General features: G+C 67.9%; 13 protein-coding genes. 5 read left to right on the top strand and 8 right to left on the bottom strand.

Translation table 11 applies throughout. The annotated features are described in order from the left end of the window. Positions 1-49: 49 nt before the first annotated feature. Both htpG and QTN24_RS01110 read left to right on the top strand, forming a co-directional pair. Complete coding sequence (gene htpG / locus QTN24_RS01115) at positions 50-1,951, top strand: molecular chaperone HtpG (protein WP_313835040.1); 1,902 nt, start codon at positions 50-52, stop codon at positions 1,949-1,951. Between the two features lie 136 nt (positions 1,952-2,087). After that, positions 2,088-2,582, top strand: coding sequence for a DNA-deoxyinosine glycosylase (locus QTN24_RS01110; RefSeq protein WP_313835039.1), 495 nt, complete (start codon positions 2,088-2,090; stop codon positions 2,580-2,582). A 54-nt stretch (positions 2,583-2,636) separates the two neighbouring features. Here QTN24_RS01110 and QTN24_RS01105 read toward each other — a convergent pair whose 3' ends face one another. Beyond that, positions 2,637-3,140, bottom strand: coding sequence for a hypothetical protein (locus QTN24_RS01105; protein ID WP_313835038.1), 504 nt, complete (start codon positions 3,138-3,140; stop codon positions 2,637-2,639). Between the two features lie 158 nt (positions 3,141-3,298). On the opposite strand from QTN24_RS01105, the gene QTN24_RS01100 reads away from it, so the two are divergent. After that, positions 3,299-4,066, top strand: a complete 768-nt coding sequence (locus tag QTN24_RS01100; protein WP_124683755.1) for a tetratricopeptide repeat protein — start codon at positions 3,299-3,301, stop codon at positions 4,064-4,066. A 29-nt stretch (positions 4,067-4,095) separates the two neighbouring features. Further along, on the top strand, positions 4,096-4,977 hold the full coding sequence (locus QTN24_RS01095) for a spermidine synthase (protein WP_313835037.1): 882 nt from the start codon (positions 4,096-4,098) through the stop codon (positions 4,975-4,977). Between the two features lie 167 nt (positions 4,978-5,144). Here QTN24_RS01095 and QTN24_RS01090 read toward each other — a convergent pair whose 3' ends face one another. Continuing rightward, positions 5,145-6,731, bottom strand: coding sequence for an ABC transporter substrate-binding protein (locus QTN24_RS01090; protein WP_313835036.1), 1,587 nt, complete (start codon positions 6,729-6,731; stop codon positions 5,145-5,147). Between the two features lie 123 nt (positions 6,732-6,854). On the opposite strand from QTN24_RS01090, the gene QTN24_RS01085 reads away from it, so the two are divergent. Beyond that, positions 6,855-7,526: a methyltransferase domain-containing protein gene (locus QTN24_RS01085; protein WP_313835035.1), complete on the top strand. Its 672-nt coding sequence runs from the start codon at positions 6,855-6,857 to the stop codon at positions 7,524-7,526. A 49-nt stretch (positions 7,527-7,575) separates the two neighbouring features. Here the strand turns inward: QTN24_RS01085 and QTN24_RS01080 are convergent, their stop codons facing one another. From QTN24_RS01080 to QTN24_RS01055, 6 genes are all read right to left on the bottom strand, one after another. Next, on the bottom strand, positions 7,576-8,778 hold the full coding sequence (locus tag QTN24_RS01080; RefSeq protein ID WP_313835034.1) for a DUF2863 family protein: 1,203 nt from the start codon (positions 8,776-8,778) through the stop codon (positions 7,576-7,578). A gap of 102 nt (positions 8,779-8,880) precedes the next feature. Next, positions 8,881-9,015 (bottom strand): hypothetical protein, encoded by a 135-nt coding sequence (locus tag QTN24_RS01075; RefSeq protein WP_301337463.1) that lies wholly within the window; start codon positions 9,013-9,015, stop codon positions 8,881-8,883. A gap of 182 nt (positions 9,016-9,197) precedes the next feature. Further along, complete coding sequence (gene acnA, locus QTN24_RS01070; protein ID WP_124683759.1) at positions 9,198-11,903, bottom strand: aconitate hydratase AcnA; 2,706 nt, start codon at positions 11,901-11,903, stop codon at positions 9,198-9,200. 206 nt (positions 11,904-12,109) lie between these two features. Beyond that, positions 12,110-12,664: a hypothetical protein gene (locus tag QTN24_RS01065; RefSeq protein ID WP_124683760.1), complete on the bottom strand. Its 555-nt coding sequence runs from the start codon at positions 12,662-12,664 to the stop codon at positions 12,110-12,112. A 267-nt stretch (positions 12,665-12,931) separates the two neighbouring features. Further along, a complete protein-coding gene (locus tag QTN24_RS01060; protein ID WP_124683761.1) occupies positions 12,932-13,912 on the bottom strand; it encodes an HpcH/HpaI aldolase/citrate lyase family protein in 981 nt (326 codons plus the stop codon). Between the two features lie 126 nt (positions 13,913-14,038). Next, positions 14,039-15,022 carry a malate dehydrogenase gene (locus QTN24_RS01055; RefSeq protein WP_124683762.1) on the bottom strand — a complete coding sequence of 328 codons (984 nt, stop codon included), beginning with the start codon at positions 15,020-15,022 and terminating at the stop codon, positions 14,039-14,041. Positions 15,023-15,336: the final 314 nt, after the last annotated feature.

Genomic DNA, 15,336 nt, shown 5'->3' with positions numbered 1-15,336 from the left:
TACACGGGGCGGGGCACCGTTGCGCTGACCCGTTTTCAAGAGGAGAACCATGACCGCACCGCACGAGACGATGAGCTTCCAGGCAGAAGTGAAGCAGCTTCTGCATCTGATGATCCACTCGCTGTACAGCAACAAGGAAATCTTCCTGCGCGAGCTGGTATCGAACGCCTCGGACGCCACCGACAAGCTGCGCTTCGAGGCCATCGCCAATCCGTCGCTGCTGGAAAACGACGCCGACCTGGCGATCCGGATCGAGGCCGACCCGGCCGCCCGCACGCTGAAGATTACCGACAACGGCATCGGCATGAGCCGAGACGAGGCGATCCGCAACCTGGGCACCATCGCCCGGTCGGGCACCAAGGAATTCTTCCAGCAACTGTCGGGCGACCAGCAGAAGGACGCCGCGCTAATCGGCCAGTTCGGCGTGGGTTTCTACTCGGCATTCATCGTTGCGGACAAGGTCACCGTGGAAACGCGCCGCGCCGGGCTGCCGGCCAGCGAGGCGGTGCGCTGGGAAAGCGCCGGCGATGGCGAGTTCAGCGTCGACGCGATCGACCGCGCCGAGCGCGGCACCACCATCACGCTGCACCTGCGCGAGGGCGAGGACGACTTCCTGTCGTCGTACCGGCTGCAACACATCATCCGCAAGTACTCGGACCACATCTCGCTGCCGATCCGCATGCCCAAGGAGGAATGGGATGCCGAGACGCAGACGCAGAAGCGCTCGGGCGAGTGGGAAAGCGTGAACCAGGCCAGCGCGCTCTGGACGCGCGGCAAGTCGGACATCACCGACGAGCAGTACCAGGCGTTCTACCAGCACATCGCCCATGACCACGAGCCGCCGCTGGCCTGGACCCACAACCGCGTGGAAGGCCGCAGCGAGTACACCCAGTTGCTGTACATCCCGGCCCGCGCCCCGTTCGACCTGTGGGACCGCAACCACAAGGGCGGGCTGAAGCTGTACGTCAAGCGCGTGTTCATCATGGACGAGGCCGAGCAGCTGCTGCCGTCGTACCTGCGCTGGGTCAAGGGCGTGGTCGATTCGGCGGACCTGCCGCTGAACGTGTCGCGCGAGCTGCTGCAGGAAAGCCGCGACGTCAAGGCGATCCGCGAGGGCTGCACCAAGCGCGTGCTGTCGATGCTGGAATCGCTGGCCGACAGCGAGGACGACGCCGAGCGCGCCAAGTACAAGACGTTCTGGGAACAGTTCGGCCAGGTGCTCAAGGAAGGCATGGGCGAGGACCACGCCAATGCCGAGCGCATCGCCCGGCTGCTGCGCTTTGCCACGACGCACGGCGACACGGCCGAGCAGGCGGTGTCGCTGGCGGACTACGTGGGCCGGATGAAGGAAGGCCAGGACAAGATCTACTACGTCACGGCCGACACCTGGACGGCGGCCAAGTCGAGCCCGCACCTGGAGGTGTTCCGCAAGAAAGGCATCGAGGTGGTGCTGCTGACCGACCGCGTCGACGAGTGGATGCTGTCGTACCTGCGCGAATTCGACGGCAAGGAGCTGGTGTCCGTGGCGCGCGGCGACCTGGACCTGGGCGCGCTGGCCGACGAGGCCGAGAAGGCCGAGCAGGAGAAGGCGACCACCGAGTGGAAGGACGTGGTGGAACGCGCCAAGGCCGTGCTGGAAGGCAAGGCCAAGGACGTGCGCGTGACGCTGCGCCTGACCGATTCGGCCTCGTGCCTGGTGTCCGACGAGGGCGACATGAGCGGCTACCTGCAGCGGCTGCTCAAGCAGGCCGGCCAGAAGGCGCCCGACGCCCAGCCGATCCTGGAACTGAACCCCGAGCACGCGCTGGTCCGCAAGCTGCGCGACCTGCCCGAGGACGACGCCTTTGGCGACCGCGTGCGCGTGCTGTTCGACCAGGCGCTGCTGGCCGAAGGCGGCATGCTGGAAGACCCGGCGGCCTATGTGCAACGCGTGAACCGGTTGCTGGCCTGACTGGCGCCCGCGCCGGTCGACATGCTGACCCTCTCCCTGGCCCCTCTTCCGCAAGCGGGAGCGGGGCGCCGCCCGATGGCACTGGCTATGCCGGCCGGGGGAGAGGGCCGGCGGCTGAACCCCTGACCCCATCCCGATGACCACCAAACGCTGCTTCCCCCCGGTCGTCGACGCCCACACCCGCGTGCTGGTGCTGGGCAGCCTGCCGGGCGAGGTCTCGCTCGCCCAGTCCCAGTATTACGCGCACAAGCAGAACCGCTTCTGGCACCTGATGGGCGACGTGCTGGGCGTGGACCTGGCGGGGCTGGACTACGACAGCCGGCTGGCTACGCTGCGCCGGCACCGGGTGGGGCTCTGGGACGTGGTGGCCGAGGCGCGCCGCGACGGCAGCCTCGACAGCAGTATCCGCGATCACCAGGGCAACGACCTGTTGGGCTTGATCGGCACCCTGCCGGCGCTGCGGGCCATCGCCTTCAACGGCGGCACGGCGGCAAGGATCGGGGAAAAGGCGCTGGGCGAACACGGCGACCGGCACGCCATCCTGAAACTGCCGTCGAGCAGTCCGGCCTATACGCTGGCGTACGCGCAGAAGCTGATCGCGTGGCAGGCCATCCGGACGTGGCTGGATTGAAGGCCGCCGCGCCCGCCGCAAGACGGGCGGGGGCGCGGGGCGGACGATGGCCGGTCAGGCCGTCGTATTGACGATATTCCCGGTGCTGGTCCCGGTGGCTTCCTGATAGGCGGCCGACAGGCGGGCCATGGCTTCCGACAGGGCGGCCTGGGTGGCCGAGACGCCGGCCTGGAGCGTGCCGACCGTGGCAGCCTTGGTCTGGTCGTCGGTCGGCGCGGCCTGGGCGGCCTGGAGCTGGGCCATCTGGGCGGCCAGTTGCTTCTGCAGCGATTCGATCTGCTGCTTGAGCGCCTTGATGACGTCCGATTCGCTGGCGTCGCTGCTGGTGCTGCCGCCTGCGGCCGCGCCGCCGCCCATCTTGCCAACGCCGGACGGGCCCTCGATGCGGCCGCTGCCGGCGCTGGCACTGCTGGACGACGCCTCGGTCGTGCTGGCGTCGGTGGCGGTGGCCTGGGCGTCGGCGGATTCGGCTGCCGGCTGGGTATAGCGATGCGTGCCGGTGACGGCGGCGTCACTGGCGACCCATACCTGCGGGGTTACGCTGCTGATGGATGTCATGGTCATTGTTTCCAGTCGAAGTGCGGGCGAGGAGAGCGCCCACATCTACATCGGCCCGCCATCGGAAAACTTTAGCCGGGGCGCCGGGGTCTCACCGGCTTCTGTCACAATCGCGGCCATGCCTCGCTTGGACCAAAACCTGGAAGGGTCTTACTGATATGTCGTTCGGGAATCTCGGAATCGGCGGTATCGGCCTGCACGTGATCGTCGCGATCTTCTTTGCCGTGCACGCCGTCCGCACCCACCAGAACATGTACTGGCTGCTGCTGCTGTTCCTCTTCCCGGGGCTGGGCAGCGTGGTCTATTTCTTTGCCGTCTACCTGCCCGGCCTGCGCCAGACGCGCGGCGCGCAGGTGGCCAAGCGGGCGATCCACCAGATCGTCGATCCGGGCCGTGCCGTGCGCGAGGCGCGCGACGCGTTCGACCGGGCGCCGACCGTGGAGCACCGGATGCGGCTGGGTGCCGCGCTGCTCGATACCGGCAACGCGCCCGAGGCGCTGCAGCACTACGAGGCGGCGGCCAACGGCCCGTTCGCGTCCGATCCGGCGCTGCTCGAAGGGCTGGCGCGGGCGCAACTGGCCACGGGCCGCCATGCTGAGGCCCAGGTCACACTGGAAAAGCTGTTCGCGGCCAACCCACGGGCGCGCGAGCAATCCGACCCGTCGCTGCTTTACGCCCGGGCGCTGGCTGCGCTGGGCGCCCCGGGCACGCGCGACGCGTTCGAGCGTGCGCTGACCCATGCCAGCGACGTGGCGGCGCGCTGCCTCTACGCCGACTGGCTGGCCGCGCAGGCCGACCCGGCAGACCGCGAGCGCGCCAAGTCGCTCTACACCGAAATCGTTCACGACGCGCGCCACTGGCCGCGTCATGCCCGCGAGCACAATCGCGAATGGCTGCAGCGCGCGCAAGCCGCGCTGGGCCAATGATCCGCGCCCTGGGCGCTTTCCTTTCCTCCATGACGCTTCTGAAACGCAAATCGATCGAGGCGGTGGCCTCGCGCCGCCCCGCACGCGGCAGCCGTGAGTCCTCCCGCCACCCCGCCGGCCGCGATGCCGGCGAAAAACGCATGACGCCGCGCTTTGCGCCGGTGACGTTTTCCGAGATGGACGGCGTGCGCTACCTGCACTTCGGTACCGAATGGGTGCAGGGCGCCATGCGCCTGCGCAAGCCGGATGCCATCGAGCTGGAATACGCCCAGCAGATGATGGCGTGGCTGCTGTTCCTGTCGCCGGCTTCGGCCGGCTTCCACGTGGCGCAGCTCGGGCTCGGCGCCGCGGCGCTGACCAAGTTCTGCCATCGGCATTTCGCGCGGGCCAAGGTCACCGCCGTCGAGCTGAACCCGGCCGTGATCGTGGCCGGCCGCAGCATGTTCGGCCTGCGCGAGGACGATGCCCGGCTGACCGTGCGCGAGCAGGACGCGTGGGACTACGTGATGGATGGCGCGCAGACCGCCGCGATCGACGCGCTGCAGGTGGACCTGTACGACGCCACCGCGCGCGGCCCGGTGCTGGACACGACGGCGTTCTACCGCGCCTGCCGCCGCGTGCTCAAGGCGCCCGGCGTGATGACGATCAACCTGTTCGGCGACCACGACAGCTTTCCGAAGAACATCGAGCGCATCTGCGACGCGTTCGACAACCGCGTGCTGGTGTTTCCCGAAGTCCACGACGGCAACATCATCGCGCTGGCCTTCAACGGGCCGGCCATCGACGTGTCATGGGAAACGCTGGAGGCCAGGGCAGCCGTGATCGAGGCGTCGACCACGCTGCCGGCGAGGGACTGGGTCAGGAAGCTGCGCGCGGCGAATGCCAGGCAGGAGGGGCGGCTGGTGATTTAGGGTCGCGCGCTGGTTGGCTCCGCAGTCCTGCAGCCGGTCGGCAAGCAGAGCCTCGACGCCCTCACCCCCAGCCCCTCTCCCGCCTTGCGGGAGAGGGGAGCAGGCCAGCGGCAGGCGGGAGGCATTGTGCCATGCAGCGACCATGACGCGCGTGCTGGGCTGCCCCCTCACTCCTTCCTGAAGAACTGCGCCAGCGACCATTCGTCGGTCCGGGCTTCGTACCGGATGCCCTTGCGCATGGCCCACATGGCGAGCTGGCTGTGCGACGGGATGATGGCGTGGTCGTCCAGCGCGAACCTGGCGGCCGTGCGGGCGTTCTGCTCGCGGTCCTTGTCGCTGGAGACCGTGGTCAGCGAGGTCTCGATCAACTGGTCCAGCCGGGGGTTGGTGTACTTGCCCCAGTTCCACGTGCCGTAGCCGGTCTTCGGGTTTGGCGTGCCGGTGATGGAGCGCAGCGCCACGTCGGCGGCGGCCGATCCCCATCCCAGCATCTGGAACGCGAAGTCGCCCTGGCGGGCGCGCGTGAAGTAGGCGGCCACCGGCATCGTCTCGACCTTGGTCTGGATGCCGATGCGCGTGAGCATGCCCGCCGTGGCCTGGGCCACCTGGGCGTCGTTCAGGTAGCGGTTGTTGGTGGCGTGCAGCGTCATCGCGAAGCCGTTGGGGTAGCCGGCCTGGGCCAGCAGCTTCTTCGCGCCCTCGACGTCGTAGGCGTCGGGCTTGGTGCCGGGATGGCCGAAGATCTGCGGCGACACGATCGACGACGCCGGCACGGCCAGCCCCTCCATGATCCGGCTGACGATGGCGTCGCGGTTCAGCGCCTTGCTGATCGCGGCGCGCACGCGGGCGTCCTTGAACGGGTTCTTGCCCAGCGGCTTGCCGGCCTTGTCGGTGACGAACGGCGGGTTGTCGCGCGACTGGTCCATCTGCCAGAAGATCGTGCGCCACGACGTGGTCTGCTCGATCTTGAACTTCGGGTCCTGCTTGATCTTGGCCACGTCGGCGGCCGGAATGCTCTCGATCACGTCCACGTCGCCGGCCAGCAGCGCGGCGGTGCGCGCGCCGTTGTCGGTCAGGATGCGGAAGACGGCGCGCTCGAAATCGGGCTTCGGGCCCCAGTAGTCGGGGTTGCGCTGCATCACGATCTCCTGGCCGCGCGCGAACCGGACGAACTTGTACGGGCCCGTGCCGATCATCGCCTTGCCCGAATCGAAGTCGGCCTGGTTCAGGTCGGCGGCCACCTTCTTCGGCATGATCGGCACGCTGTTCAGGTCGTTGGCCAGGTTGGCGTAGTTCGGCACGTTCATGGTCAGCCGCACGGTCAGCGCGTCGGGCGTGTCGATGCGGGCGATGGGCTTGGTATAGCTGGTGAACGATCCCGGCGCGTTGGTCAGCTTCTCGGGCCGTTCGAGCGACGCCTTGACGTCCTCGCTCGTGAACGGCGCGCCGTCGTGCCACTTCACGTTCGGGCGCAGCTTGATCTCCCAGGTGGTGGCGTTGACCGGCTTCCACGACAGCGCCAGGCCGGGCATGTAGCGCGCGTTCTTGTCCATGAACACCAGCGACTCGAAGACGTGCAGCGCGATGGCGTTGTTGGGCCCGGCGTTGTTCCAGTGCGGGTCCATCGACGTCACATCGGCGGCCATGCCGATGCGCAGGTCCTCGGCCTGGGCGGCATGGGCGGGCAGCAGGGTCAGCGCGGCGGTGGCGAGCGCCATCGAAAGCGAGGCTTGCAGCAGCGTGCGGCGGATCATGGGCGGGCTCCTGGTACGGTCCGTGGGATAGGCATGGGCGCTATTGTGCCGTCAAATGTACATCCATGTCTGGTCGGGCGGGCGGCGCCGGGCCGCGGCGCGCGGGCCGGTACAATCGCGGCCATGTTTGCCAATTCCCGCACCATTTCGTCGGCGCAGACCGACATCCACGAGCATCTGGCCGCGCGCGTGCGGCGCCATCTGGACGAGCCGTTCCGCAAGCCGATCGGCGCGCCGAGCCAGCAGGCGTTTGACCGGGCCATCGACGCCTGGCAGCGGGCCGGCGGTGAGCCGTTGATCGTCGATGCGGGATGCGGCATCGGCGAGAGCACGCTGCGGCTGGCCACGGCGTTCCCCGACCATTATGTGATCGGCATCGACCAGTCGGAAAAGCGCCTGACCGCCGGCAAAGACTGGTGGGACGGCGACATGCCGGCCAACTTCCACTGGGCACGGGCGGACCTCGTCGACGTCTGGCGCCTGCTCCAGCAGGGCGGGGTGCCCGTGGCGCGGCATTACGTGCTGTATCCGAATCCGTGGCCCAAGATCGGCCATCTGGGGCGGCGCTGGCAGGGCCATGCGGTGTTCCCGGCGCTGGCCGCGTGCGGCGACTATCTCGAATGTCGCAGTAACTGGAAGGTCTATATCGACGAATTCGCCGCCGCGCTGACGCTGGTCGGCCGGCCAGCCAGCACCGAGCCGTGGCAGCCGCAGGCGCCCATGACGCCGTTCGAGCGCAAGTACGGCGCGTCCGGGCACGGGCTCTGGCGCTGCGTGACCGTGCGGCAGCCATGAAAAAACCCGCCGGACTGGCGGGTTTTTCGTGGGCGACGTGGGGCAGGTGTCAGTGGAACAGCGGCTGCTGCGTCGGGGCGTCCTCGGGCAGTTCGGCGTGGACGATCTCGCCGGAACGGTCCGCATAGAGCGGCGTGCCGCAATCCTCGCAGTATTCCGGGTCGAACAGCGCCGCGTGGCGGAAAATGTCCTCGACGCCGGCGTTGCGCAGTTCCTCGCAGATCTGCTCCACCGGGTTGCCCTTTTCCTCGGCGTCCACCTCGCCCGACTCGCGGCCGTAGACCGGCCAGACGATGCCGTAGATCACGTCCTTCTCGCCGCGCATGGTGAAGCCGACGCGGTACTCCTCGACCACTTCCTCGCCAAAGCCGGCCACCACGGCGGCCAGCTGGCCGGCCGGGATATCCAGCGTGCCGCACAGGTAGTTCACGGCGGCGCGCACGGTCAGCGGACGGATGCTCTTGTCCGATTCGCGGCAGGACAGGAAGAAGGCGTCCGGCAGCAGCAGTTCGAACTCGCAGCCGGGCAGCAGCACGGCCACGGTGGGCTGCACCTGGTTGCGCCATTGCTCCAGGCAGACCGAGCGCTCGGCGTGGTGTTCCTTGGCGTCCTCCTGCCAGCGGAACAGCGCGCCCTCGTGCGGCGCCACCACCACGGCCAGCAGGTAGCGCGGATCGGCCAGGATCGGCGCGGTCTCGGGCAGGTCGCGCAGGTCCACCTTGGGCATCGTGCCGGCCAGCGCGGCCGACGCCAGCTTGTGCGTCAGCGCGAACGTGTCGCTGTGGCTGCGCGGCAACTGGTCGATGCTGTAGAGATAGGGCGAAAGGGCAACCTGGGTGCCGGTGGCCACCACGTGCGCCTGCAGGTGCACGGCCAGCGTCTGGGCCAGTTCGGGCTTGAGCGCGCCGGACGGGATGGCGTAGCGGGTGTGCGCCAGGATCGGCGCGGCGATCAGCAGGGCGTCGTGGCGAACCCCGTCGATCTCGATCGTGGCCGATTCGGCCAGCGTTTCGGCCTGTTCGGCCAGCACGTCGGACGCATCGGCATTGTGCTTGAACAGGTGTTCGAGCGCCGCGTCGAGGGCGGTCTGGCTGCCGTTCTTCAGCAGCCGGTACAGCCGCTGGGACAGCCGACGCTCCCAGTATCCGTCCTCCATGCGGCTGCCCGAGGCGTCCAGGGCCAGTGCATCGGCCACCAGGCGCTCGGCGTCAGGCGAGAGTCGGGGAGAAGACTTGGGGCGAAAACCTGCCATAGATAAAGCGTCCGTTTTTCAGTAAAACGGTATTCTAACCGCTGCGTTGACACGCGCAGTCCTCGCAAACCCCTTGTGGGCCGATGAGGGCCGTTTTCCGGGTTACTTCTGCGTGGCCGGGGCGTGGGATTCGGTGCTGTGCGTCTCGCCGCCCATCGACACGTCGCCGCCGCCCTTGGTGAGCAGGTACAGCGCCGCGCCGGCAATCACGACGAATGCGATCAGGATCTTGACCATCGTTTTGTCTCCAGTCTTGTAGGTATCGGGCGGCGGACGACGCCGCGCCAGTGTGGAGACCAGTCTGGCAGCGCAGGCTTGCGCGGAACTTACGCGCGGGGGTGGGGATTACCCGCAAGGCCGGCCGCCGCCCGGCGCCGCGCTCCCCGTGGCAGGGGAGGGGCGCCGGGCCGGCCGCGCGGTCAGGCCACCAGAAGTTGGCGCAGCACGAACGGCAGGATGCCGCCGTGGTTGTAGTAGTCCACCTCGATTGGCGTGTCGATGCGCAGCAGCACCGGCACCCGCTGGGTGTCGCCGTTGGCGCGGTGGATGACCAGCACCACGTCCTGCTGCGGCTTCAGCTCGCCTTCGATGCCTTCCACGTCGAACGTCTCGTTGCCGATGATGCCCAGCGACTGGGCGCTGTCGCTACCCTTGAACTGCAGCGGCAGCACGCCCATGCCCACCAGGTTGGACCGGTGGATGCGCTCGAAGCTGCGCGCGATCACGGCCTTCACGCCCAGCAGCTGCGTGCCCTTGGCGGCCCAGTCGCGCGACGACCCCGTGCCGTACTCCTCGCCGCCGAACACCACGGTCGGGGTGCCCTCGGCGATGTACTTCATCGCCGCGTCGTAGATCGACATCTCGTCGCCGGTGGGCTGGTGCAGCGTGATGCCGCCTTCCACGCGCGAGCCGTCGCCCTTGGGCGGGATCATCAGGTTCTTGATGCGGACGTTGGCAAACGTGCCGCGCATCATCACCTCGTGGTTGCCGCGGCGCGAGCCGTAGCTGTTGAAGTCGGCCTTGAGCACGCCGTGCGACAGCAGGTACTTGCCCGCCGGCGAGGTGTCCTTGATCGAACCGGCCGGCGAGATGTGGTCGGTCGTCACCGAATCGCCAAAAATGCCCAGCGCGCGGGCGCCGCGGATCGTCACGGCCTCGTCGCTCGGCTCGATCGTGAAGTCCTGGAAGAAGGGCGGTTCGGCGATGTAGGTCGACGTCGGCCAGTCGTACACCTGGCCCGACGTGCCCTTGATGTTGGCCCACAGCTTGCTGGGCTTCTTGACCTGCTCGTAGTTGCCCTTGAACGTCTTGGCGTCCAGCGCGAACTTGAGCAGCGCGTGGATTTCTTCCGACGTCGGCCAGATATCGCCCAGCCAGATGTCGCGGCCGTTCTTGCCCTTGCCCACCGGCTCGGTCATCAGGTCGCGCGTGACCGTGCCGGCGATGGCGTAGGCCACCACCAGCGGCGGCGACGCCAGGAAGTTGGCGCGGATGTTCGGGTGGATGCGGGCCTCGAAGTTGCGGTTGCCCGACAGCACGGCGGCGGCCACGATGTCGTTCTCGACGATCGTCTCGTTGAGCGCCTGGGTCAGGTCGCCGGCGTTGCCGATGCAGGTCGTGCAGCCATAGGCCGTGACGCCGAAGCCGAGCTTTTCCAGGTAGGGCAGCAGGCCGGTGGCGGTCAGGTACTCGGTCACCACGCGGCTGCCCGGGGCCAGCGACGTCTTGATGTGCGGCGCCACGTTCAGGCCCGCTTCCACGGCCTTCTTGGCCAGCAGGCCGGCGGCCAGCAGCACGCTCGGGTTCGACGTGTTCGTGCACGACGTGATGGCCGCGATCAGCACGTCGCCGTTGTGTACCTTCACGCCGTCGGCGTTGACGTATTCCCTGGCCAGGTCGGCCGGGTCCTTGTTGAAGCCGTTCTCGGCCACCGGCTTCGAGAACAGCGACGCGAACGTGCTCTTGACGTGGCCGATCTCGATGCGGTCCTGCGGACGCTTGGGGCCGGCCAGCGACGGCGCCACGGTGCCCAGGTCCAGCGTCAGCGTCTTGGTGTAGTCGATCTCGCCGGCCTGCGGCACGCCGAACATCTGCTGGGCGCGGAAGTAGCCCTCAAATGCGGCGATTTCCTCGTCCGTGCGGCCCGTGCCGCGGAAATAGTCGATGGTCTTCTCGTCGACCGGGAAGAAGCCCATCGTCGCGCCGTACTCGGGCGCCATGTTGCCGATGGTGGCGCGGTCCGGCGTGGTCAGGCTGGCCGTGCCTTCGCCGAAGAATTCGACGAACTTGCCCACGACCTTCTCGCGGCGCAGCATCTCGGTGATCGTCAGCACCAGGTCGGTGGCCGTCACGCCCTCGCGCAGGCGGCCCTTCAACTCCACGCCGACCACGTCGGGGGTCAGGAAGTAGACGGGCTGGCCCAGCATGCCGGCCTCGGCCTCGATGCCGCCCACGCCCCAGCCCACCACGCCGATGCCGTTGATCATCGTCGTGTGCGAATCGGTGCCGACGAGCGTGTCCGGATAGTAGACGCCGTCCTTCCGGTGCACGCCGCGCGCCAGGTATTCCAGGTTCACCTGGTGGACGATGCCGAAGCCGGGCTGCACCACGCCGAACGTGTCGAACGCCTGCATGCCCCACTTCATGAACTGGTAGCGCTCGTTGTTGCGCTGGAATTCGAGCTGCATGTTCAGGTCCAGCGCCTTCTTCTCGCGGAAGTGGTCGATCTGCACCGAGTGGTCGACCACCAGGTCCACCGGCACCAGCGGCTCGATCTTCTTGGGGTTCTTGCCCATCTTCTCGGCCACGTTGCGCATGGCGGCCAGGTCGGCCAGCAGCGGCACGCCCGTGAAGTCCTGCAGCACCACGCGCGCCACCACGAACGGGATCTCGTCGACACGGTCGGCATTGGGCTGCCAGTGCGCCAGCTGGCGGACGTGTTCCTCGGTGACCTTCTTGCCGTCGCAGTTGCGCAGCACCGATTCCAGCACCAGGCGGATCGACACCGGCAGGCGTTCGACCTTCACGCCCAGCGCCTTGCCCAGCTGGGGCAGGGAGTAGTACTGGCCGCTGCCGCCGGTGGCGAGCTTGAATTGCTGGAGGGTGTTATTGAGGTTGTGGGGCATTGCCTGACTCCAATCGAGGGATGACGCGGACTCTGTTTCTGGATACTTGTTCTTCAGACCCCGGTGCGCGAAAGGGTTCCGCCGCCTGTGCCTGGCGGCGCGGCCGGCAGACCCCGGGCGCGCACCGTAACAACGATTCGGTGCAGCCAGTTTCCGCGCGGCGAGCGACCCATCATGCCGCGCGGATGTTTAGGCAAGGTGAAACTTTACTGCTTCGGCGCGGCTTGTGCAGCAGGCTGGGCAGCCTCGGCCGGGGCGGCAGGCTGGGCCGGGGCCATCAGCAGCGGGGCGGACACCGGGGCGCGCAGCGCGCCGGCCTGCGTCGGGGCCGAGCCGCCGGCCTGCATGTCGGCGTTCTGGCATTCGTCGGCCAGGCGCTGGCCCATGTTCTTGTTGAACAGCATGGCCTTGCTCGGGATCACGACGAGGTCCAGGCCCGAGCTCTGGTCGAAGTAGCGGTCGGCGCCGGTGACGGTGCTCTGGCGCGGCAGGCGGTAGTTCTTGCCGTCCCAGTGCACGGTGATGACTTCATCGCGCAGCATGTTGCCGCTGATCCAGATGGCATGGCCCAGTTCGCACTGCCACTTCTCGCCCGACGGCTCGACAGGGGCGGGCGCGGCGGCGGCGGTCTTCTTGGTGGACTTCTTGGCGGGCGCCTTCTTGGTGGCAGCCGGCTTCTTGGCGGGTTCCTGGGCCTGGGCGGCACCGGCGGTGGTCAGGGTCAGGGCGCCAATGCAGGCTGCCAGCACGAGTTGTTTCATGTGGGTTTCCTTCCGGATTGCTTGGGTAGTCAAAGGGGGCTCGTTGTAGTGAACAGTCCGGGGCGGGCGTTCCGCGAGGGTGCCACGGGACGCCCCGGCAACTTTCCGCCGCTATTCTCTACGATTTGCCTGGGCGGGCGAAGCACGTCTGATATTGGTTACACAATCCCGCGCGGCTGGTTTGTCATCGGCCACTTGGCGGCAAAAGTGAACCGCCGATGTGCGCGATGACGGGCCGTTGCGCGGGATCAAGGCCATTCCGTGGCTTCAGCCGAAGAACAGGTCAGCCACCGGCGCGGGCAGCCGGGTGCCCGTGGCGTGGGCGCGCTGCAGCAGCGACCAGTAATAGCGATAGCTGGCGCGGTCATGCAACTGGCCGTCGTGGCGGATCGGCGCCCAGTTGTTCTCGTGGGCGGCCAGCAGGATCTGGCTGGCGGCGCCGATCTCGCCGTCGGTGGGGCGGAACGCCGCCACGATCGGTTCGATCTGGCCCGGATGGATGCTCCACTTGCGCAGGTAGCCGAACTCCGCGCGGGCCCGGCGTGCGTCGTCGCCAGCCCGCTCGGGCGTTTGTACGTCGGTACTCACATTGTGGGAAGGCACCTTGCCGTGGCGGTGACAGGCGGCAGAGATTTCCAGCATCGCGCGGCGCACCAGCGGATGCTCGAACTGCGCCGGCGAGCGCATGGCCTCGCCCGGGATGGCGCCGTGGTGGGCCGAGACGAAGTCCATCAGCCCGAAACTCAGGCATTCCACCTGCACCAGCGAGGCGATGTCGAACACCTGTTCCAGTGCCGAATGTGTCTCGATCAGCACATGAATCGGAATATGGCGGGCGATGCCGGCCGCCCGGGCCACCTGGTTCACGTGATCGGTCACGCGCGCCACCTCGACCACGTCGGTGACCTTTGGCACGACCACGTAGGCCAGCCGCGCGCCGGCGGCGGACACCAGGATGTCCACGTCCTCGCGCCACGACGGGTGCGCCGGGTCGTGGATGCGCACGCCCACGCGGTTGTGCGCGTTGTCGGCGCTGTTGATCAGTTGCGCGCAAAGGCTGGCGTGCTCGCGCTCCAGCCCGACGGCGGCGCCGTCCTCGCAGTCGAACGTGATGTCGAACACGGGGCCCGACGCCTGCTGCAGCGCCAGCGACTTGCGCATGAGCTTTTCGCTGCCCGCATAGTGGTCGCAGACGGGGAGCTGCACCGGTACGGCTTCGCCCTGGAACAAGACCTCGGATGGATGCACGGTGGTTGACGTATGGAGCGGGGGGAAGTTGTCAAGACAAAGCGGCCGCCCAATGAAAAACCGGGGTCCGCGCCGACTGTTAGATCGATGCGGACCCCGGTTTCACTGAGCGCCAGGCGCTACAGGTCAGCCCAGCAGATGCTGCACGCCGGCACGCTCTTCTTCCAGTTCCTTGAGCGTGATGTTGATCTTTTCCTGGCTGTAGGCGTCGATCTCCAGACCCTGGACGATCTCGTACTTGCCGTTGGCCGTGGTGACCGGGTAGCCGAACATCACGTCCTTCGGAATGCCGTATTCGCCGTTCGACGGGATGCCCATCGTCACGACCTTGCCGTTCGAGCCCAGCACCCAGTCACGGACGTGGTCGATGGCGGCGTTGGCAGCCGAGGCGGCCGACGACAGGCCACGGGCCTCGATGATGGCGGCGCCGCGCTTGCCCACGGTCGGCAGGAACACGTCGTTGTTCCAGACCGGATCGTTGATCATGTCCTTGACGCTCTTGCCGTCGACGGTCGCGTAGCGGTAGTCGGCGTACATCGTCGGGCTGTGGTTGCCCCAGACGAACAGCTTCTCGATCGACGACACCGGCTTGCCGGTCTTGGCGGCGATCTGCGACAGCGCGCGGTTGTGGTCCAGGCGCAGCATGGCGGTGAAGTTCTCGCGCTTCAGGTTCGGCGCGCTCTTCATGGCGATGTAGGCGTTGGTGTTGGCCGGGTTGCCCACCACCAGCACCTTCACGTCGCGGCTGGCCACTTCGTCCAGCGCCTTGCCCTGCACCGTGAAGATCTGGGCGTTGGCTTCGAGCAGGTCCTTGCGCTCCATGCCCTTGCTGCGCGGACGGGCACCCACCAGCAGGGCCACGTCGGCGTCCTTGAAGGCGACCTTGGGGTCGTCGGTGATGACCACGCCGGCCAGCAGCGGGAACGCGCAGTCTTCCAGTTCCATCACCACGCCCTTGACGGCGGCCTGGGCTTGCGGGAGGTCGAGCAGTTGGAGGATGACCGGCTGGTCTTTGCCGAGCATGTCGCCGTTGGCGATGCGGAACAGCAGGGAATAGCCGATCTGGCCAGCGGCGCCGGTCACTGCGACGCGCATTGGGGCTTTAGCCATGAGTAAGTCTCCAAACGAAAAGAGGGGGTAACCGGTCGGTGGCGCCCGGCCATCCAGCGTCTGGAGCGGGCCGGCGCAGCACCGGGTGCTGGTTCGCGTGTCGCCACGGGGCAGGCGGGCATCCGCCACAGCCCACGCTGCCCGCACCCGGCCGGCAACGAGGAGCGCGCGGGCCATGGGCAGGCGTCGAGGGCGACAAGGCGTAATACTACTACTGCTGTGTGGTGCGCCGCATCCCGAAGGTTTCACCCCGCGGCGGGGTAGCCCGGGAGGAACCTGGCGGGGGCGGCGGCGCGGACTTGCGCGAGTGTAGG

The sequence above is a fragment of the Cupriavidus sp. SZY C1 genome (assembly GCF_032190535.1).
GTDB lineage: Bacteria > Pseudomonadota > Gammaproteobacteria > Burkholderiales > Burkholderiaceae > Cupriavidus > Cupriavidus pauculus_C.
The sequence above is the reverse complement of the archived record's forward strand: the minus strand, read 5'-3'. Positions and strand labels throughout refer to the sequence as shown.